Source organism: Actinomadura vinacea, from assembly GCF_039532545.1.
GTDB lineage: Bacteria > Actinomycetota > Actinomycetes > Streptosporangiales > Streptosporangiaceae > Spirillospora > Spirillospora vinacea.
This window is the reverse complement of sequence record NZ_BAAARW010000020.1, coordinates 700,325-719,664: the sequence shown is the minus strand read 5'-3', so window position 1 is coordinate 719,664 and position 19,340 is coordinate 700,325. Positions and strand designations below refer to the sequence as shown.

The 19,340-nt window shown below is 71.6% G+C and carries 18 protein-coding genes; 8 read left to right on the top strand and 10 right to left on the bottom strand.

Translation table 11 applies throughout. The features are described from left to right. Positions 1-11: 11 nt before the first annotated feature. Together ABD340_RS27740 and add are read left to right on the top strand one after the other, a co-directional pair. A complete protein-coding gene (locus ABD340_RS27740; RefSeq protein WP_344592817.1) occupies positions 12-1,046 on the top strand; it encodes a TIGR03842 family LLM class F420-dependent oxidoreductase in 1,035 nt (344 codons plus the stop codon). Continuing rightward, positions 1,043-2,029 carry an adenosine deaminase gene (gene add / locus ABD340_RS27735; RefSeq protein ID WP_344592816.1) on the top strand — a complete coding sequence of 329 codons (987 nt, stop codon included), beginning with the start codon at positions 1,043-1,045 and terminating at the stop codon, positions 2,027-2,029. The genes ABD340_RS27740 and add overlap by 4 nt, the downstream gene beginning before the upstream one ends. A gap of 51 nt (positions 2,030-2,080) precedes the next feature. On the opposite strand, the gene ABD340_RS27730 is transcribed toward add, so the two are convergent. Both ABD340_RS27730 and rpsD read right to left on the bottom strand, forming a co-directional pair. After that, positions 2,081-2,968, bottom strand: coding sequence for a TauD/TfdA dioxygenase family protein (locus tag ABD340_RS27730; RefSeq protein ID WP_344592815.1), 888 nt, complete (start codon positions 2,966-2,968; stop codon positions 2,081-2,083). A 112-nt stretch (positions 2,969-3,080) separates the two neighbouring features. Then, positions 3,081-3,689: a 30S ribosomal protein S4 gene (gene rpsD, locus ABD340_RS27725; RefSeq protein WP_344592814.1), complete on the bottom strand. Its 609-nt coding sequence runs from the start codon at positions 3,687-3,689 to the stop codon at positions 3,081-3,083. A 70-nt stretch (positions 3,690-3,759) separates the two neighbouring features. Here rpsD and ABD340_RS27720 point away from each other — a divergent pair, with 70 nt between their 5' ends. Together ABD340_RS27720 and ABD340_RS27715 are read left to right on the top strand one after the other, a co-directional pair. Continuing rightward, complete coding sequence (locus ABD340_RS27720; RefSeq protein ID WP_344592813.1) at positions 3,760-4,587, top strand: DUF2470 domain-containing protein; 828 nt, start codon at positions 3,760-3,762, stop codon at positions 4,585-4,587. A gap of 307 nt (positions 4,588-4,894) precedes the next feature. Next, complete coding sequence (locus ABD340_RS27715; RefSeq protein ID WP_344592811.1) at positions 4,895-6,118, top strand: trans-sulfuration enzyme family protein; 1,224 nt, start codon at positions 4,895-4,897, stop codon at positions 6,116-6,118. Positions 6,119-6,133: 15 nt separating this feature from the next. Here ABD340_RS27715 and ABD340_RS27710 read toward each other — a convergent pair whose 3' ends face one another. Together ABD340_RS27710 and ABD340_RS27705 are read right to left on the bottom strand one after the other, a co-directional pair. Next, entirely contained in the window at positions 6,134-7,330 is a 1,197-nt protein-coding gene (locus ABD340_RS27710; RefSeq protein ID WP_344592809.1) for a DUF5925 domain-containing protein, read from the bottom strand. Between the two features lie 42 nt (positions 7,331-7,372). After that, positions 7,373-8,134: a lysophospholipid acyltransferase family protein gene (locus tag ABD340_RS27705; RefSeq protein ID WP_344592808.1), complete on the bottom strand. Its 762-nt coding sequence runs from the start codon at positions 8,132-8,134 to the stop codon at positions 7,373-7,375. A gap of 231 nt (positions 8,135-8,365) precedes the next feature. Here ABD340_RS27705 and ABD340_RS27700 point away from each other — a divergent pair, with 231 nt between their 5' ends. After that, a complete protein-coding gene (locus ABD340_RS27700) occupies positions 8,366-9,238 on the top strand; it encodes a hypothetical protein (protein WP_344592806.1) in 873 nt (290 codons plus the stop codon). A 23-nt stretch (positions 9,239-9,261) separates the two neighbouring features. On the opposite strand, the gene ABD340_RS27695 is transcribed toward ABD340_RS27700, so the two are convergent. Continuing rightward, positions 9,262-9,939: a uracil-DNA glycosylase gene (locus tag ABD340_RS27695; RefSeq protein WP_344592805.1), complete on the bottom strand. Its 678-nt coding sequence runs from the start codon at positions 9,937-9,939 to the stop codon at positions 9,262-9,264. A gap of 287 nt (positions 9,940-10,226) precedes the next feature. Between ABD340_RS27695 and ABD340_RS27690 the strand changes: the two genes are divergently transcribed. Then, entirely contained in the window at positions 10,227-11,684 is a 1,458-nt protein-coding gene (locus ABD340_RS27690) for a WS/DGAT/MGAT family O-acyltransferase (protein WP_344592803.1), read from the top strand. A 5-nt stretch (positions 11,685-11,689) separates the two neighbouring features. Here the strand turns inward: ABD340_RS27690 and ABD340_RS27685 are convergent, their stop codons facing one another. Continuing rightward, the gene (locus ABD340_RS27685) at positions 11,690-12,733 is read right to left on the bottom strand and encodes a hypothetical protein (protein ID WP_344592801.1); all 1,044 of its coding nucleotides are present in this window, start codon (positions 12,731-12,733) and stop codon (positions 11,690-11,692) included. 75 nt (positions 12,734-12,808) lie between these two features. On the opposite strand from ABD340_RS27685, the gene ABD340_RS27680 reads away from it, so the two are divergent. Then, a complete protein-coding gene (locus tag ABD340_RS27680) occupies positions 12,809-14,188 on the top strand; it encodes an MFS transporter (RefSeq protein ID WP_344592800.1) in 1,380 nt (459 codons plus the stop codon). Here ABD340_RS27680 and ddaH read toward each other — a convergent pair. Further along, entirely contained in the window at positions 14,144-15,112 is a 969-nt protein-coding gene (ddaH, locus tag ABD340_RS27675) for a dimethylargininase (RefSeq protein WP_344592799.1), read from the bottom strand. The two genes, ABD340_RS27680 and ddaH, sit on opposite strands and share 45 nt — an antisense overlap. Positions 15,113-15,319: 207 nt before the next feature. Further along, the gene (gene lpdA / locus ABD340_RS27670; protein ID WP_344592798.1) at positions 15,320-16,723 is read right to left on the bottom strand and encodes a dihydrolipoyl dehydrogenase; all 1,404 of its coding nucleotides are present in this window, start codon (positions 16,721-16,723) and stop codon (positions 15,320-15,322) included. Between the two features lie 418 nt (positions 16,724-17,141). On the opposite strand from lpdA, the gene ABD340_RS27665 reads away from it, so the two are divergent. Beyond that, positions 17,142-17,669 carry a hypothetical protein gene (locus ABD340_RS27665; RefSeq protein ID WP_344592796.1) on the top strand — a complete coding sequence of 176 codons (528 nt, stop codon included), beginning with the start codon at positions 17,142-17,144 and terminating at the stop codon, positions 17,667-17,669. A gap of 48 nt (positions 17,670-17,717) precedes the next feature. Here the strand turns inward: ABD340_RS27665 and ABD340_RS27660 are convergent, their stop codons facing one another. Together ABD340_RS27660 and ABD340_RS27655 are read right to left on the bottom strand one after the other, a co-directional pair. Further along, positions 17,718-18,023 carry an ArsR/SmtB family transcription factor gene (locus ABD340_RS27660; RefSeq protein WP_344592795.1) on the bottom strand — a complete coding sequence of 102 codons (306 nt, stop codon included), beginning with the start codon at positions 18,021-18,023 and terminating at the stop codon, positions 17,718-17,720. Positions 18,024-18,077: 54 nt separating this feature from the next. Next, a complete protein-coding gene (locus ABD340_RS27655) occupies positions 18,078-19,214 on the bottom strand; it encodes an epoxide hydrolase family protein (RefSeq protein ID WP_344592793.1) in 1,137 nt (378 codons plus the stop codon). Positions 19,215-19,340 lie beyond the last annotated feature (126 nt).

The window sequence follows — 19,340 nt, the reverse complement described above, 5'->3', positions numbered from 1 at the left end:
AGCGCATTGAGATGGACTTCGGGATCGTCCTGCAGACCGACCCGCCCGCGTCGGATGTCGTCGAGCTGATGCGGTCCGCCGAACGGGCCGGCTTCACCTACGGCTGGACCTTCGACTCCGCGGTGCTGTGGCAGGAACCGTTCGTGATCTACAGCCAGATCCTCGCGCACACCGAGCGCCTGATCGTCGGCCCGATGGTCACCAACCCCGGCACCCGCACCTGGGAGGTCACCGCCTCCACCTTCGCCACGCTCAACGCGATGTTCGGCGACCGCACGGTGTGCGGCATCGGCCGCGGCGACTCGGCCATGCGCGTGGCGGGCCGCCGGCCCAACACGATGGCCGTCCTCGACGAGGCCATGCACGTCATCCGTGAGCTCGCCGAGGGCCGCGAGGCCGACATCGGCGGGACGAGGATCCAGATCCCGTGGGTCGCGCAGGGCTCCCGGCTGCCGGTGTGGATGGCCGCGTACGGGCCCAAGGCGCTCGCCCTGACCGGCGCCAAGGCCGACGGCTTCATCCTCCAGCTCGCCGACACCTACCTCACCGAATGGATGGTCAAGGCGGTCCGGGACGCCGCGGCCGCTGCCGGACGAGACCCCGGCGACGTCACCGTGTGCGTCGCCGCCCCCGCGTACGTGACCGAGGACGACTCGCCCGAGGCGCTCGCCCACGCCCGCGGGCAGTGCCGCTGGTTCGGCGGCATGGTCGGCAACCACGTCGCCGATCTGGTGAGCAAGTACGGCGCGTCCTCCTCCGCCGTCCCCGCAGAGCTCACCGACTACATCAAGGCCCGCCAGGGCTACGACTACGCCCACCACGGCCGCTCCGGCAACCCCGACACCGCTTTCGTGCCGGACGAGATCGTCGATCGTTTCTGCCTGATCGGCACCGCGGAGGCCCACGTCGAGAAGCTGCGGACGCTCCGTTCCCTCGGCGTCGACCAGTTCGCGCTGTACAACATGCACGACGCCAAGGAGACGACGATCGCCGCCTACGGCGAAACGATCATCCCCGCGGTCCTCGACCGGGTCGCCACGGGATGACCACGGAGACCCCCGTCGCCTGGGCGGCGCTGCCGAAGGCGGAGCTGCACGTCCATCTGGAGGCGGCGATGCGCCCGTCGACGGCGGCCGAGCTCGCCGCCCGGCACGGCCTGCCCGCGGTACGGCAGGGCCCGTACCGCGGGCAGGCCGACTTCGTCGTCGCCTACGAGAGTGCCCGCGATCTCGTAGTCGACCTCGGCGACCTGAACCGGATCGCCGCCGAGGCGGTCGCCGACGCGGCGCCGGCCGGTGTGCGCTGGACCGAGATGCACTGCGTCCCGCACAACTACGGCGGTCGGCTGGGGGCGCCCGAGGCCGTGGTGGAGGCGGTCCTCGACGGTCTCGGCGCCCCCGGCCGCGCCGGTCTCGTCCTGGCGCACAACCGGGCTCGCGGACCGGCCGCGGCGTGGCAGGCCCTCGACCTCGCACTGCGCTACCAGGACCGGGGAGTGGTCGGATTCGGGCTCGTCGGGAACGAGGCGGACCATCCGCCCGAACAGTACGCGGAGGTGTTCGCGGCCGCGCGGCGGGCAGGGCTGCGCAGCGTGCCGCACGCCGGAGAGGGCGCGGGCCCCTGGAGCGTCCGCTCGGCGTGGCGAGCGCTGGGCGCGGACCGCATCGCCCACGGGGTCCGCGCCGTCGAGGACCCGGGCCTGGTGGAAGAGCTCGCCGACGCCGACGTGTGCCTGGACGTGTGCCCGTCGAGCAACGTCGCCCTCGGCGCGAGCCCCAGCCTGCGCGACCACCAGCTGCCGGCCCTGCTTGCCGCGGGGGTGCCGGTGTCGCTCGGCAGTGACGGCCGCCTGTTCTTCGGTGTGGACGTCGCCGACGAGTATCGGTACGCGCACGAGGGGATGGGCGTGGACACGGCCGCCCTCGCGCGGATCGCCCGCGCCTCCCTCGACCACAGCGCCGCCCCCCACCATCTGATCAGGGCCGTCCACCGCGATATCGACACCTGGGTGGCAACGCACGCTCCGTAGGGTGCCAGGGGCTCACGGGTGCCGCGGACGCCGCCGGTCGGCTGACCGGGCCTACAGGTAGCGGGCGGCGGCGGCTTCCGCGGGGGCGTCCTTGCCGGTGACGCCGTCCACGCCCTTGGGCACGCCGTCGTCGATCTCGGCGGGGCAGTTGATGGTGACGCGGTGCATCTTGCGCCGCTGGGTGTAGTCGGCGACGGCGTAGTGCTGGGTGGGGCGGTTGTCCCAGAACGCCAGCGTGCCGACCCTCCACTTGAGCCGTACCTGGAATTGCGGGTCGCGGACGGCGTCGAACAGCAGCGGCAGGATCGCTTCGTTCTCGCGGCGCGACAGGCCGATGAGGCGGGTGACCGAGCTGCGGTTGGCGTACAGGGCCTTGCGGCCGGTCTCCGGGTGGACGCGGACGATGGGGTGGATGACCGGGGGGTTCTTGTCCTGCATCGCGCGCAGGTCCATCCGGTGGCCCTTGTCGATGGCCTTGGTGACGGACATGGTCAGGTCGTGCTCGGCGTACAGCTCGTCGACCAGCCGCTGGAGCCAGGGGGCCAGCGAGTCGTAGGCCATGTACATGTTGGCCCAGAGGGTGTCGCCGCCGACGTCCGGGAGGAGCACCGCGCGCAGCAGCGATCCCATCGGCGGCGTCTTCATGAACGTGTTGTCGCTGTGCCACTGGTCGCCGCCCTCGCCCTTGGGGTCGGTCTGGTCCAGGACGTGGACGGGGCTGCCGGAGGTGTTCATCGGCGGCATGTTGGCGGTGCCGAACTGCTTGGCGAACGCCACGTGCTCCTCGTCGCTGATGTGCTGGTCCCGGAAGAACAGCACCATGTGCTTGAGGAGCCCGCCGCGGATCCGCTGGACCTGCTCCTCGTCGAGGGGCTTGGCCAGGTCGGCACCGGTGACCTCGGCGCCGATGTTCCGGGTCAGGGGATGGAACTCGATCATGTCCTGGGCCTCCATCGGGATCGCCGTCGCGCATGGACCGCTCAGCTTGGCCAAGCAATCGCTAGGTTGATGCTAACCGATGGGGTCGGACGGCTGTCCAGTCCTCCCGGCGTCAGCGCGAGTAGTGCTCCACCACCAGCTGCTCGTCGCAGATGACCGGGATCTCGCTGCGCTCGGGCAGCCGGACCAGCCGCGCGGCCAGGGCGTCGTGCCGCGCCTCGAGGTACGGGGGCACCTTCTCGGGGGCGTTGCCGCCGGCGGCGGCGATCCGGAACGGGTCCATGGAGCGGCTGCGCTCGGCGATCGTGATCACGTCGCCGGGCCGGAGGCGGTACGACGGGCGGTCCACCCGGCGGCCGTTCACCAGCACGTGGCGGTGCACGACGAACTGCCGGGCCTGGTAGATCGTGCGGGCGAGGCCGGAGCGCAGTACCAGGGCGTCCAGCCGGCGCTCCAGGTCGATCAGCAGCGCCTCGCCGGTCTTGCCCTCGACCTTGCCGGCCTTGGCGAAGGCGTTGCGCAGCTGGGCCTCGCGGATGTTGTACTGCGCGCGCAACCGCTGCTTCTCGCGCAGCCGCACCTTGTAGTCGGACTCCTGCTTGCGGCCGCGGCCGTGCACTCCCGGCGGGTACGGCCGCGCCTCGAAGTACTTGACGCTCTTCGGGGTCAGCGGAATCCCCAGGGCCCGGGACAGCCGGACCTTGGGACGGGGGTTGTTCATTGCCCTCCTTCGATGATTAGGTAAGCCTTACTTAGGTGAGCCTAACCTACCTCGTCAAGGAGGTCCCAGGATGAGCGAGGCGAGCGAGGGCGCGACCGAACGTCCCACGGCGGGCGAGCGGGCGAGGACCTTGGCCTACGGGGTCGCGGACGGCGTGCTGGCCGTCCCGGGCGTGCCGTACGCGCCGGTGCCCGCGCACGCGACCGACGAAAACGGCCGGCCGCTGCTGCTTCTGCCCGCGGGGTCGGCCGCGGTCAAGGCGCTGCGCGGCGAGCCCGACCTCCCCGCGACCCTGCGGATCTCCGACGTGGCGCCGATCCCGCTGGCCGACCGGGTGCGCGGCCGGGCCTGGCTGCACGGCTGGGTCACCGAACCGGAGGGGGACGAGCGGCGCGCGGCGGCCGTGCGGCTGTCCCGGCTGCACCCGCGTCCCGAGCTGCTCGACATCGGCCGGGAGTCGGAGAGCGACGCGGCGCGGGCCTGGACGGTGCTGGCCCTGGAGGTCGCCGAGGTGGAGATCCGGGACGGCTGGGGCGCCGCCACCCTCGAACCCGAGGAGTACGAGGCGGCCGTGCCCGACCCGTTCGTGGCGATCGAGGCCGGGATGCTCTCCCACCTCGACGAGTGCCACCGGGGCGAGCTGGTCACGATGCTGCTGCGGCTGAACGAACTCGCGGCCGCGGTCTCCGGGAGCGGTGTGCCGGGCGTGGCCGCGGGGCATGATCCCGTCGTGCGTCCGCTCGCGCTCGACCGGTACGGAATGTGGGTGCGCTGTTTCAGTCCGCGGCCGGACGGCGCGGACCCGGTCGACCTGCGGGTGGTGTTCGGCGAGCCGGTCAGTGATGTCCACGGCCTGCGCCGGGTGTACCGGCGGCTGTTCATGGGCGTGCGCTCGTAGGCGACGCCCGCCCCACCCTCGAAAATGGCGGGTATTTGCCGGTAATTTCCCGGATATCCGGAAGGTGAGGTTCGGGTGATAGTCGGGTCGGACGGGAGCGCCGCGTCCCAGGCCCGTACCGTGCCGTCCGGGTCCCCCTGCGGGGTGGGGACAGCGGACGGCCTGCTCACCGGCGCGGGCCGCGGCGGCGCGGCGCTCCTGGACAGCCGGTGGTCCGGTGCCGCGGTCGCGACAGGGGGGACGCGGCCCGGGCCACTGGTTGGAATTGGACCTGTCCCCGCGCGCGGCATGGTTGCAGCCTGAAGGCATGACCCACGACGGCAGGAACTTCGACGACGTGCCCGGCGCCGCCCGCGCCCAGCATCCCCAGACCAGGGCCGTCCACCCCAGGTTGACCCATCCCACCGGCAGCACGCCGCTGGGCGTCCCCATCTACCAAGGGCACATCTTCGCCTTCGACGGCGCCGACGAGATGGCCGCGGCCTTCGAAGGCCCCCGGTCGGCGTTCTTCTACGGGCGCTTCGGCAACCCCACGGTCCGCGCCCTGGAGGACGCCGTGACCGACCTGGAGGGCGGCGCCGGCGCGCTCGCCGCCGCCTCCGGCATGGGCGCCATCAACGCCGTGCTGATGGCCCTGCTGCGCTCCGGCGACCACGTCATCGCCCAGTCCTGCCTGTACGGCGGCACGTTCGCGCTGCTGGAGGATCTCGCCGCCCGGTGGGGCGTGGAGGTCTCCCACGTCTCCGGGAACGACGCCGCCGAGGTGCGGGACGCGCTGCGCCCCCGCACCCGGCTGCTCATCCTGGAGAGCATCGCCAACCCCACCACCCAGATCGCCGACCTGCCCGCGCTCATCGCCGCCGCCCGCGAGGCCGGGGTGACGACGATGGTCGACAACACCTTCGCGCCGGTGCTGTGCCGTCCGATCGAGCACGGCGCCGACATCGTCGTGCACTCGGCCACCAAGTACCTGGGCGGCCACGCCGACATCCTCGGCGGCGTCGCGGTGTTCGCCGACGAGGTCGTGCACCACAGGGTGTGGAAGCATGCCCTCGAACTGGGCGCGGCCCCCGACCCGTTCGCCGCCTGGCTGGCCGTACGGGGGATCGCGACGCTGCCCCTGCGCATCGCCCGCGCCAGCGAGACCGCCCTGGACCTGGCCCGGCGCCTGGACGCGCATCCGGCCGTCACCCACGTCGCCCATCCGGGACTGCCCGGCCATCCGCAGCACGAACTGGCCCGGCGGCTCATGCCGGACGGCGGCGGCGCGGTGCTGTCCTTCGATCTGGAGGGCGGCCGCGAGGCCGGGCGCACGTTCACCGACTCGATCCGGCTGGCCTCGCTCGCCGCCTCCCTCGGGGACGTGTCGACGCTCGTCATGCACCCGGCCAGCACCTCGCACCGGCAACTGGACGCCGCCGCCCTCGCCGCGGCCGGGATCGGCGAGGGAACGGTCCGGGTCGCCGTCGGCCTGGAACACCCCGACGACCTCTGGGCCGACCTCGAACAGGCCCTCGCCAAGACCTCCTGAAAGAGGGCCAGAGGCCTACAGGTAGAAGCCTGTGCTGGACGAGGGTGGGGTCTGGGTCTCCGGGGACTTCTCGCCCTTGCGCAGCGCCACCAGCTCGGCCAGCGTCGCGCCGTCCGCGCCGATCTCCTTGTCGAGGGTCCCGGCGTCGGTCTCGGGGCGGTCGGTCCCCTCCTCCAGCCAGGCCAGCGACTCGCTTCGGGTGAGCGGCCCCACCTCGATCTGCGCGAGGCAGCGTCCCGGCCGCACCACCGCGGGGTGCAGCCGGGCCAGATCCTCGTTCGTGGTGATGGCCACGAGCACGTCGCGGCCCTGGCCCAGCATCCCGTCGGTGAGGTTGAGCAGCCGCGACAGGCCCTGCCCGGTCGACTGCTTGGCCTCGCCGCGGATCAGCTCGTCGCAGTCCTCCAGGATGAGCAGCCGCCAGCGGCGGTCCTCGTCGTCGTCCTCGCCGACCGCGACCTCCATGAGGTAGCTGGGCGTGCCGAACAGCGCCTCCGGATCGAGCACGCAGTCGGCCTGGCACCAGGACGACCAGGAACGTGCCAGCGCGCGCAGCGCCGTGGTCTTGCCGGTGCCCGGCGGGCCGTGCAGCAGCAGGAGCCGGCCCGCGACGTCCTCCCGGGTGAGACCCATCACCTGGTCGAGCGCCTCGGCGACCGGGGCGGTGTAGTTGCGCCGGATGCCGTCCCAGGTGTCGGCGGAGATGGCCCGCTCGGTACGGACCGGGCCGTGCGTCCCCATGTGCCAGAAGCCCATCTCGACGTTGGCGTCGTCGGTCTTGGGCGGCTCGGTGGCGTCCCGCACGCACTCGTCCATGATCGACTCGGCCAGCTCGTCGCTCACCGCGGACACCGAGACGTAGGCGGCGCGGTTCTTCCACCGGTTGGTGAGCAGCGTCCAGCCCTCACCCTCGGCAAGCACCGACTCCTTGCCGTTCTCGTGCGCGACCCGCAGCAGCTTCGCCGACTCCGGGCGCAGCGGGGCGTCCTCCTTGACGTGCTCCAGCCGGGTCGCCCGCGACCACGGCTGCTCGCCGGACGCGAAAGGGCGCAGCGACAGCACGTCCATCACGTCGGCGAACGAGTTGTTGTCGCTCAGATTGAGCACCACGGGCGGCATCCCGTCGGTGCCGTAGGCGTCGGGTGCCTCCGGCGGTTCGACGAGATGCAGGATCTCCGGAATCTCCTGCGGCCCCTCCCGTGACATGGTCATGCCCCCGATGATCCGGGGCCGCGGCGCGGGCCGTCCACCGAATTAACCGTCGCCCCGCGTGGACTTGCGGGCCTCGAGCTCTTTGAGGTCGAGCGCCGCGGCCTCCTCCGGCGTCGGCGCGGAACCGCCGAGGTAGGCGGGCTGCCACCACTCCTGTCCGGGCTTGGGCAGCTCGGGGTACCCGCGCTGCGCCTTCTCCAGCAGCTCCGACATCTGGGCGCGCAGGTCGCGGGTGGCCTTGTCGTAGTCGTCGCCGCGCTTGGGGTACATCGGCTCGCCGACCGTGATGGCGATCGGGACGCGGCGCTGCAGCAGCTTGCGCGGGTGGCCCTTGGTCCACATCCGCTGCGGCCCCCACAGGGTGATGGGGATCAGCGGCACTTTGCCGGCCACCGCCATCCGCACCGCGCCGTTCTTGATGTCCTTGACCGTGAACGACCGGCTGATCGTGGCCTCGGCGAACACACCGACGATCTCGCCGGACTTCAGCGCGGTCAGCGCCGCCTTGAACGAGGCCGCCCCGGCATCCCGGTCGACCGGGATGTGATGCATGCCGCGCATCAGCGGCCCGCCGATCCGGTGGTCGAAGATCTCCTTCTTGGCCATGAACCGCACCAGCCGCCCGGACGGGTGCGCCGCGAGCCCGGCGAAGATGAAGTCGAGGTAGCTGACGTGGTTGCTGACCAGCACCGCGCCACCGGTGCGCGGGATCCGCTCCGCTCCCTCGAGGCGGAACTTGAGGTCGAGCGCCTTGAACAGGCCCCGGGCCGCCATGATGACCGGTGGGTACACGATTTCGGACATGGGTGCACGCTACTTGAGCGCGCGGTGAACGGCGAGCCCGCCACGGCGCGCGGACGGCCGAGCCAGGGGACGAGCCCTGGAGACGAGGACGGCGAACGATCGCGCGGCGGGCCGCAACTCTGAGATGGTGGAGCCGGACGGTCCGGATCCTCCCGGTGATCCCGGACGGCGCCGCGCGATGATGCTATGAAGTGATCTTGAGTGAGACCGAGTGGATCCGGGTGAAGGGGGATGAGCATGGAACCGCTGGACGCGGCCGCGGACGTGCACGCGCTCATCCGGGACCTGCTGCCGGTGGTGGCGCCGAGCGCCTGGTTCGACTCCGGCACCTCCGAGGTCGTGCTCCCGGTCGGCCGGTCGGAGGCGCGCGCCTCCACCTGGACGGCGCTGGAACGCTGCGCCCGGGAGCCCCGGTCGGCCTGGCCCCGGGTGCTGGACGAGTGGGTGCGCGAGGTGGGCCATCGCGCCTTCCTGGCGGTGGGCGAGATGGAGCTGTTCGGCGACGTGCGCGAGCTGCTGCGGTTGCGCATCGTGCCCAAGCTGGCGCCGCGCGACCGGGAAGGACTGGTCGTGGTCCCGGCGGGCGACCACTTCGACGCGATGGTGATGATCGAGCATCCGCGCTACGGCGGCCCGCTCACCAAGGCGCGGGCCGGCCTGCTCGGGCTCCGGAAGCTCGGTTATGTGATGACCAACACCCATGACCGCGAGCTGGCCGACGTGTCGGTGCGGGACCAGCCGCTGCTGCCCGGCCGCGACGTGCGCGTGGTGACCAAGCCCGGCAGCCGCTACGTCTCCGCGCTGCTCAGCGAGGTGGAGCAGTTCCTGCCGAGCCCGAACGAGCACGGCGCGCTGGTCGGCGTCCCGTCGCACAGCACGCTGCTGCTCTACCCGATCACCTCCACGGCGGTGCTGGAGGTGCTGCCGGTCTTCGCCGACGTGGTCGCGGAGATGCACGCCGACGCCGACGACCCGTGCGCGCCCGGCGTCTACTGGAGCCACGGCGAGCGCCGGCTGACCCCGCTGACCGGCTCCGCCGGCGCCGGTGCGGGGGCGCCCACCGAGTTCTCCGCCCTGCTGCTGCGCCTGCCCGAGGTTCCCTGACCTTCCCGGGGCGGCTCAGCCCGTCAGGGGAGCCTCCATTCGACGGGCGGGGCGCCCTGCTGCTGGAGCATCTGGTTGGCGCGGCTGAACGGCCGCGAGCCGAAGAACCCCCGGTCGGCCGACATGGGGCTGGGGTGCGCCGACTCGATGCAGGGGACGCCGGGCATCATCGGCTTGAGGTCGCGGGCGTTGCGGCCCCACAGGATCGCCACCATCGGCCGGCCGCGCGCCGCGAGCGCCTGGATGGCCTGCGCGGTGACCTCCTCCCACCCCTTGCCGCGGTGCGAGTTGGGCTTTCCGGGCATCACGCTGAGCGACCTGTTGAGCAGCAGCACGCCCTGCTCGGCCCAGGGGGACAGGTCGCCGTTGGACGGCTGGGGGTGGCCGAGGTCGGAGTTGAGCTCCCGGAAGATGTTGATCAGGCTGCCGGGCAGCGGCCGCACGTCCGGGGCGACCGAGAAGCTGAGCCCGACCGGATGCCCCGGGGTCGGGTACGGGTCCTGGCCGACGATCAGCACCCGCACGTCGTCGAAGGGCTGGGTGAAGGCCCGCAGGATGCGGTCGCCGGCGGGCAGGTAGCGGCGCCCGGCGGCGACCTCGGCGCGCAGGAAGTCGCCCATGGCCGTGATCCGTCCCGCCACCGGGTCCAGGGCCTTGGCCCAGCCGGCCTCGACGATGTCGGAGAGTGGTCGTCCCGTCATGGCGAAAAGCCTAACGGCGTGATCACCGCACATGTCGCGGAACAAATCTTGATCAAAGCTGTGAAGTTTTCTGACCACATGAGGTCGGATCGACGGGAAAATTCCCCGAGCCACCAAATCGTGCCTGGTGAACAGGGTGAAACGTCCTGTTAAGTCGGCGTTACTTTATGCCTGACCGCATTGACCTACCATCCGGTACTCCATAACTCCTAGAGGGGTAGGCAGCGCACCAACCAGCAGGCGGCACTCCGCACTCCGCACTCCGCACAGCAGTAGACGGGACGAGCATGAGCCAGCTGAACACCGTTGACGCGACCTTCCTCAACGCCGAGACCAGCACCATGCCCGCGCACGTCGCGGGCCTGGCCATCGTCGACGCCGCCTCCCGTGCCGGCGGGCGGCTGACCGTCGCCGCCATCGCGGACCTGGTCCGCGAACGCGCCCACCTGGCCGCCCTGCCCCTGCGGCAGCGGCTCGTCCAGGTGCCGCTCGGGCTCGACCACCCCTACTGGGAGGACGATCCCGACTTCGACCCCCGCCGCCATGTCTTCGAGATCGGGTTGCCCGCCCCCGGTACCCCCGACCAGCTCGCCGACGCCGTCGCGATGCTGCACGAACGTCCCCTCGACCGGGACCGGCCGCTGTGGGAGATGGTCCTCATCCACGGCCTGCGGAACGGCCTGACCGCCGTGTACGTCAAGGCCCACCATGCCGCGATCGACGGCGTCATGGCCGCCGAGACCCTGGCCGCGCTGCTCGACCTGTCGCCCGAACCGCGCGACCTGCCCGCCGACAAGGCCGAGCCGGAACGCGCCCCCAGCCCGATCGAGATGCTCGGCACCGGCCTGCTCAAGGCCGCGCTGCACCCGCTGCGCAGCGCGATGTCTATGGCCCGCACCGCGCCCTACCTGGACGAGATCCCCGTGGTCTCGCAGGTTCCCGGCGTCGGCCGGATGTCGCAGATGGTGCAGGGGGCGCTGGGCCGCGACGAGCTGCCCAGGGCGCCCCGGGCCACCGCGCCGCCGACCCCGTTCAACGCCCCCATCGGCCGGCACCGCACCGTCGCGTACGGCGAGCTGGACCTGGCCGAGATCAAGGAGGTCCGCCGCGCGCTCGGCGGCAGCGTGAACGACGTGGTGATGGCGCTGTGCGCGACCGCGCTGCGGCAGTGGCTCGACAAGCGCGGCGAGCTGCCGGACCGGCCCCTGGTCGTGGGCGTGCCGGTGTCGCTGCGCCGCAACAACCGCCGGCACGGCCGGGACACCACGCCCGGCAACCAGATCTCCATCATCACCACCCCGCTGGCCACCCACATCGCCGACCCGGCCGAGCGCTACGACGCCGTACGGTGCGACCTCGACCTGGGCAAGCGGCGGTTCGTGGCGTCCTCGGGCAGCTGGGTGCGGGAGCTGAGCGGGCTGGTGCCCGCGCCGATCGCCGGCCCGGTCGCGCGCTGGGCGCTGCAGGTGCTGCCGACGCTCACCGTCCGCCCGATGAACCTGATCATCTCCAACGTGCCGGGCCCGCAGTTCCCGCTCTACATATGCGGGGCCAGGGTGCTGGGCTACTACCCCATCTCGGTCATCACCGACGCCAGCGGCGGCGTCAACATCACCGTGTTCTCCTACGACGGCAAGATGAACATCGGCATCGTCGCCTCCCGCGACCTGGTCCCCAACCCGTCGGAGTTCATCGACCACCTCACCGACGCCATGGACGAGCTCAAGGACCTCGCCCGGGTGTGAGACGTTCAGCGCAGGAGCGCCGCTCGGTGCCGCCACGCAAGCCTCAGCGCGGCGGCGCCGGCAGGCTGCGCCGGGGCCGGGACCGTCCCGTCGAAGGGGGCGAGTGCGACGCGGCCCTCGGCGTTGACGTCGACGAGCCCTTCGAAGAGGTCGTCGAACGCCGCGTCGTCGAAGACCGCGACCGTGAGGACGTCCAAGGCGAGCGTCAGGGGATCGACGCCGAGCCCAAGGCAGTGGACTGCGATCCGGCCCTCGTCGCGGGCGGCACTGAGGGCCTGGTGGAACGGCCAATCCTCCTGGACGAAGCCGGGGCCGTAGTCCTCGTCCGTGCCCAGCAGCTCTTCGCTGAACTCCCGGACCATGCACCGCCATAGGTCCAGGTCCGCGCGCTCGTCCACGAGCGGCTGGAAGACGCCGACGGGCATCACCTGATGGAGGCCGCCCGCGTGCGCGACCTTTTCCGGGTCGCGCCAATGCAGCACGTACGAGCCGGACTTGGTGACGGTGAGCGTGGTGATGGCGGGCAACGCCGTACGGCGGGAGAGGTCGCAAGGGTCGCCCACGCGCTGTCGCAGAGGCAATGCCCCCGTGTTGGAGAGCGCAGTGAAGGCCACAGTGTCTAACGCCACAGTGTTGGAGGCCGCGGCGAGTTCGTGCGCGACGGCTTCCCCCACGTTCACCGCGGCGAAGTAGTGGGACGGGCCAAGGCTGAGCGTGGGGGCCACAGTGGTGAGGTCTGCGTCGAGCAGTCTGTAGCTGGGGCGGTCCTCGAACACCTTGGGCGGTGCAAGGGCCTGCCATGCTTCGGCGTAGGTGCGGAAGCCGTCGGGTAGCCCGTCACGTGGGTCGGCCACGGCGGGCGGCTCGGGATGCTGATTCCACTGGAGCCGCAGGGCGTCCAGCGGGAGCGGTGTATCGGGGAGCCATTCGGGACGGGCCAGCAGCGGCGTCCCTTCCACGGTGGGCACGTCCGGGTAGAGCCTGCTCGCCATCTGACCCAGCTCGTGCCGGTTCCCTGTGAGGAACTCGCGGGCCTGCCGCCACTCCATGCCCCGACCGTATCGGCGGCCGTGTGCCGCCCCGGTGGAACGGACCATAAAGAAGCTCGCATATCGTAAATACACGTGCATGATGATCAGACGTCCCCGGAATCCCCTTCTGAAAACGCCTCCCGACCCGCCCCCCGCCACGCTCCCGGAACCGGCGCCAAGGCCCCGCTGATCGCCTGGATCCTGTGGGGCGTGGGGATCCTGGCCTACGTCGTGGCCATCCTGCACCGCACCTCCTTCGGCGTCGCCGGGCTGGACGCCGCCGACCGGTTCGGCGCCTCCGGCGGCATGCTCGCCTCGTTCACCGTGCTCCAGCTCCTGGTGTACGCCGGCCTCCAGATACCGGTCGGGCTCCTCCTCGACCGGATCGGCCCGCGCTGGATGATCGCCGGCGGCGCGCTGCTCATGGCCGCCGGGCAGGGCCTGCTCGCCGTCTCCACCGGCCTCGGCGCCGCGGTCGTCGCCCGCGTCCTGGTCGGGACGGGCGACGCGATGACGTTCATCAGCGTGCTCGGCCTCGTGACCCGCTGGTTCCCGGCCCGGCGCGTCCCCGTGGTGACCCAGCTCACCGGGCTGCTCGGCCAGCTCGGGCAGGTGCTCAGCGCGGTGCCGCTGGTCGCCCTGCTGCACGGCCCCGGCTGGACGTTCGCGTTCGGCTCGGCCGCCTCGCTCGGCGTGCTGGTCGGCGTGCTCGCCCTGGCCGTGCTGCGGAACGGTCCAACCGGTCCGGCCGGTACCGCCCCGACCCTGGCCGACGTGGGTCGCGACCTCGCCGACTCCTGGCGCCACCCCGGCACCCGGCTCGGCCTGTGGTCGCACTTCACCACCCAGTTCCCGGCCAACACCTTCACGCTGATGTGGGGCTACCCCTACCTGGTCTCCGGCCACGGCCTGTCGCCGGCCACCGCCAGCGCGCTGCTGACCGTCCTGGTGCTCGCCACCATGATCACCGGCCCGCTGGTCGGCGGGCTGGTCGCCCGCTTCCCGCTGCGCCGCTCCTGGCTGGTGCTCGGGATCATCGGCCTCATGATCGGCGCCTGGACGGTCACGCTGGCCGTGCCACCGCCCGCCCCGACCTGGCTGCTGGTGGTGCTGGTGCTGTGCGTGGCGCTGGGCGGCCCCGGCTCGATGATCGGCTTCGACTTCGCCCGCACGTTCAACCCGCCGGGACGGCAGGGCGCCGCGACCGGGATCGTGAACGCCGGGGGCTTCGTCGCCGCCCTCATCACGATCCTGCTGATCGGCGTCGTGCTGGACGTGATGTCGCCGGGCCGCGAATTCACCCCGGAGGCGTTCCGCGCGGCGTGGACGGTGATGTTCCTGTTCTGGGGCGCCGGGCTCGTCGGCGTGCTGCGCACCCGGACACTCGCCCGCCGGCGCATGGCGGAGGAGGGCGTCCGGGTGCCGCCACTACGCGAGTCCCTCCGCCGCCGCGCCGAGGAGCGCGCCCGATGACATGACCGCGGCCGCGCCCGCCGGGCCGTCCACGTGTGCGCCCGGCGCGGCGCGCAACTCCAGCGTGCAGCACTTGGGCCCGCCGCCCGCCTTGCGCAGCTCGGACAGGTCCACCGGGACGGGGTGGTAGCCGTTCCGCTCCAGGGCGTCGATGAGCCCGGCGGCCTCGGCGTTGATCACGACGTTGCGGCCGTCGCAGACCGCGTTGAGGCCCAGCACCTCGGCGTCCCGCGCCCCGGCGAGCACGGCGTCTGGGAACAGCCGCTCCAGCACCGCCCGGCTGCCCGGCGAGAACGCGCCCGGGTGGTAGGCCACGTTCCCGCCGCCGAGCGGGAACAGCGCGGTGTCGAGATGGTAGAAGCGCGCGTCCACCAGCCGCAGCGTGACCACCGGACGGCCGAGGAACTCCTGCGCCTCCTGGTGCGCGGCGAGATCGGTGCGGAAGCCCGTCCCGGCCAGGATCACCTCGTCCAGGACCAGGAAGTCGCCCTCGCCCTCGTTGGTGTGCGTGGCCTCCAGGACGTTCGGGAAGCCGTTGCGGCGCAGCCACTCTGCGTAGACCGGGCCCTCGGCCGCGCGCTCGGGGTGGGCGAACCGAGCCCCGTACACGCGGCCCCCGACCACCAGCGCGCCGTTGGCCGCGAACACCATGTCCGGCAGGCCCTCGATCGGATCGATCAGGCTCACCCGGTGGCCCAGCGCCAGATAGGCCGCGCGCAGCGACTCCCACTGCGCCACGGCCCGTGCCGCGTCCGCGCCCGCGGCGGGGTCCATCCACGGGTTGATCGCGTACGTGACGGCGAAGTGCTCGGGGCGGCACATCAGGTAGTGGCGCCGCAGCGCGACCCGTTCGGGCCGCACCGCCCCCGGAAGGGGCTGCGGGGCCGGGACGCTGCTCGGCTCCATGGCCGGCGACACGGTCATGCGGTCTCCTTGTGGGTCCTGGGCTCTATCGAAAGTCTAGAAAGCCAGGAGGCCGGATCCAATGCGTCGAGGTTGCGCTGATCTGGTGTTTCGTTGCTTTTCGAGGGCCGGTGCCAGCGATTCGTTGCGGTCCCGGAAACGCGAACGGCGGCCGGGACCGCGAGGGTCCGGGCCGCCGGCGTCGTGCGCGTCGCCGCGGGGGCCGCGCTACATGTTGATCATGTGGCCGGCCAGGCCGTGCACGGCCTCCTTCATGGCCTCGCCCAGGGTCGGGTGCGCGTGCACGTTGCGGGCCACCTCGTGCACGGTCAGGTCCCACTGCTGGGCCAGGGTCAGCTCGGGCAGCAGCTCGGTGACCTCCGGGCCGATCATGTGCGCGCCGAGGATCTCGCCGTACTTCGCGTCGCTGATCACCTTGACGAAGCCGTCGCCCTCGCCCATGCCCAGTGCCTTGCCGTTGGCGCTGTAGGGGAACTTGGCGGTCTTGACCTCGAAGCCCTGCTCCTGGGCCTGCGCCTCGGTCCAGCCGAAGCTGGCGATCTGCGGCTGGCAGTAGGTGGCGCGCGGGATCATCACGTAGTCGAGCTCCATCGTCTCGGCGTCGGCGATGGTCTCGGCGGCCACGATCCCCATCGCCTCGGCCGCGTGCGCCAGCATCAGCTTGGCGGTCACGTCGCCGATGGCGAAGATGTGCGGCACCGAGGTGCGGGAGCGGCCGTCGATGTCGATCGCGCCGCGGTCGGTCAGCCTGACCCCGGTCTTCTCCAGCCCGTAGCCCTCGACGTTGGGCTGGAAGCCGATCGCCTGCAGGACCTTGTCGGTCTCCAGGACCTGCTGGTCGCCGTTCTTGCCGGTGACGGTGACCTTGACCTTCGCACCGGAGTCGTCGATCGAGTCGACCCGGGTGGAGGTCAGCACGTCCACGCCCAGCTTGCGGTACCGCTTGGCCAGCTCCTTGGAGACCTCGGCGTCCTCGTTGGGCACCATGCGGTCCAGGAACTCCACGATCGTCACCTTGACGCCGTAGTTGTGCAGCACGTACGCGAACTCGACGCCGATGGCGCCCGCGCCCGCGATCACGATGCTCTCCGGCAGCTCGGAGCTGAGGATCTGCTCCTCGTAGGTGACCACCCGCTCCGACAGGGAGGTGCCCGGCAGCAGCTTGGTGTGCGCGCCCGCGGCGATGATGCAGTGCTCGAAGGTGACGGTGTCGGTGCCGCCCTCGGCCGTCGCCACCTGCAGCGTGTTGGGGTCGGTGAAGGTGCCCCGGCCGTTGAAGGAGGTGATCTTGTTCTTCTTCATGAGGAACTGGACGCCCTTGACCAGCTTCTCCGACACCTCGCGGCTGCGCTGGAACGCCTTGCCGTAGTCGAAGGAGACCGGCCCCTCGGCCTTGATTCCGAACTTCTCCGCCTCGTGGGTGAAGATGTGCGCCAGCTCGGCGTTGCGCAGCAGCGCCTTGGACGGGATGCAGCCCACGTTGAGGCAGACCCCGCCCCAGTACCGCTCCTCGATGATCGCCGTCTTCAACCCGAGTTGTGCCGACCGGATCGCGGCGACATATCCACCCGGGCCCGAGCCCAGGACCACGACGTCGAAATGATTGCTCATTCTTGTGACGATATTCGGCCGCGGCCGGTGCTCGCATCCCGACCCGGCACGTCGCCGCCGGTCCGCGCCGCGGTCCCGGCCGCGCGGACGGCCGCGCGGACGGCGGCGGGCACGTCGGGCGGTCCCCCGGACACGGGCCGTGACCGGATGGGCTCTGTTGAAAGTCTTTCGTCACTTGCTGTTAGTGTTTTCTGGGACCTCATGATGCGGTGTGTGGCGCGGACCTCAGCCGGTTTCAGGAACACGCGCGCCCGGCCGTGTCGTTCATGCGACGTCGGGCAGACCGAGCGGGGGCGGGCCGCGCCGGTGCCGGACGTCGATCCACGAGGCCGGTCCCTTTCCGACGCGGGGACCGCCGCCTGACGCGTCCGCCGGGCCGCACCCCCGCCGGGCCCTGACGAAACGGAGGAGATGGCGAGTGAGGATCCCCAAGCCCGTCAACGTGGTACTCGACTGGGCGGAAGGGCATGCAGGCGCGCTGGCGGCGGTGATCGCCCTGGTGGCCGCGGCGGTGGCCGCGATGTGGGTGCCCGTGCTGGCCGGCTCCATCCTCGGGATCGCCGTCGGAGGCTTCGCCGTCCACCTGCGCATGAGCAAGCGCGTCGCCCGGGTCCGCCGGGACATGGACGACCTGCTGCGGGAGAACGGCGCGCTGCGGCACCGCAACACCGTCCTGGCCAGCGGCGTCATCACCCGCGAGTCGCAGATGACCCAGGCCCTGGTGTCCATCCCGGAGGACGAGCCGCTGGAGGATCCGCAGCGCACGCAGAAGCTCCCCACCCTCGACGACGAGGATGACGATCTCGACGCGGACGCCGATGGCGACGATCCCGGGAACGACCGTCCCGAGATCGACCGTCCCGAGATCGACCGCCCCGAGATCGACCGCCCCGGGAACGGCCGTTTCGAACTGGGCACGCGCTCGTCCGACTCCCGCCGTTCCTGAGCCGCTCCGGGCGCGGTGGGCCGGCCTTGGACGCGCCGGCCCACCGGCCTAGGGGTTGCGGTCCAGGTGCTCTTCGAGCGAGTCGAGCCGGGTGGACCAGGCCCTGCGGTACGGGGCGAGCCAGGCGTCCATCTCGGCCAGCGGTTCCAGGCGCAGCTCGTACACGCGACGCTGCGCGTCCTGCCGGGCGTGGACCAGGCCGGCCTCGCGCAGCACCCGCAGATGCTTGGACGTCCCCGGCTGGGACAGGCCGAGCCGTTCGACCAGCTCGTTCACCGGCCGGGGCCGTTCCAGCAGCAGGTCCAGGATGCGGCGGCGGGCCGGCTCGGCGAGCACGGCGAACGCTGTAGACATGCCCCTAGTATAACTGCTTATTTATATTCAGTCATGGGCATGTAGCGGCCCGGATCAGCGCAGCGGACGGAAGAACGCGCGGATGTCGTCCGAGAGCAGGTCCGGCACCTCGAGGGCGGCGAAGTGATCGCCCTTGCCCAGCTTCGTCCAGTGCACGACATTGTGGTCGCGCTCGGCGAACGCCCGGACCGCGGAATCGCCCGCCGACACCGCCACGCCCAGCGGGACCGGCGACCGCTCCGGTGCGGCCCCCCACGCGTCCCCGCCCTCCTTGTAGATACGGAAGGCCGAGCCGACGGTTCCGGTCAACCAGTAAATGGACACGTTGGTGAGGATGTCGTCCCGGTCGAGCGCGCCGATGGCATCGCCGTGCCCCGCGAACCAGTCCGCGTACCAGGCGAGCTGCCCCACCGGCGAGTCGGCCATCGCGTACGCCAGGGTCTGCGGCCGCGTCGACTGGATCGCCGCGTACCCCGACACCTCCTCCCAGGCCTCCATTCCCGCGAGCGCGGCCTGGTCGTCGGGGGAGAGCCCCTCGAACTCGGCCGGATCGCCGGACGGGAACGTCACGAGCGCGTTGACGTGCACGCCCACCACGTGCTCTGGAGCGACCCGTCCGAGATAGGGCGAGACAAGGGCGCCGGTGTCGGCACCCTGGGCACCGTAACGGTCGTACCCGAGGCGCCCCATCAGCTCCTTCCAGGCCCCCGCGATCCTCCCGACGTTCCAGCCCGTCTCCCCGGTCGGGCCGGAGAACCCGAAGCCGGGGATGGACGGGACGACGACGTGGAAGGCGTCCGCGGGGTCGCCGCCGTGCGCGCGCGGGTCGGTCAGCGGCCCGATCATGTGCCTGAAGTCGGCGAACGTGCTGGGCCAGCCGTGCGTCAGGATCAGCGGCAGCGCGTCCGGCTCCGCCGAGCGGACGTGCGCGAAGTGCACGTTCTGGCCGTCGATCTCCGTCGTGAACTGCGGGAACGCGTTGAGGGCCGCCTCCTGCCGGCGCCAGTCGAAACCCGTGCGCCAGTACTCGGCCAGTTCCCGCACGTAGCCGGGTGCGGTGCCGTACGACCAGCCCACCCCGGGCAGCGCGTCGGGCCAGCGGGTACGGGCCAGCCGATCGAGGAGCTCGTCCAGGTCGGCCTGCGGAACGTCGATTCGGAACGGCGTTATGCCGCCGTGTGTCTCGGTCATGCCCGGCACCGTAGGGACGGTCGAGGCCACCGCCTGACCGCGACTCTCTGGGGGACCAAAGGTAATAATAGTCTCTCATTGTTACCAGGTAAATACGTTCGGTAGCGTGGCCGCGGCGCGTGAGCC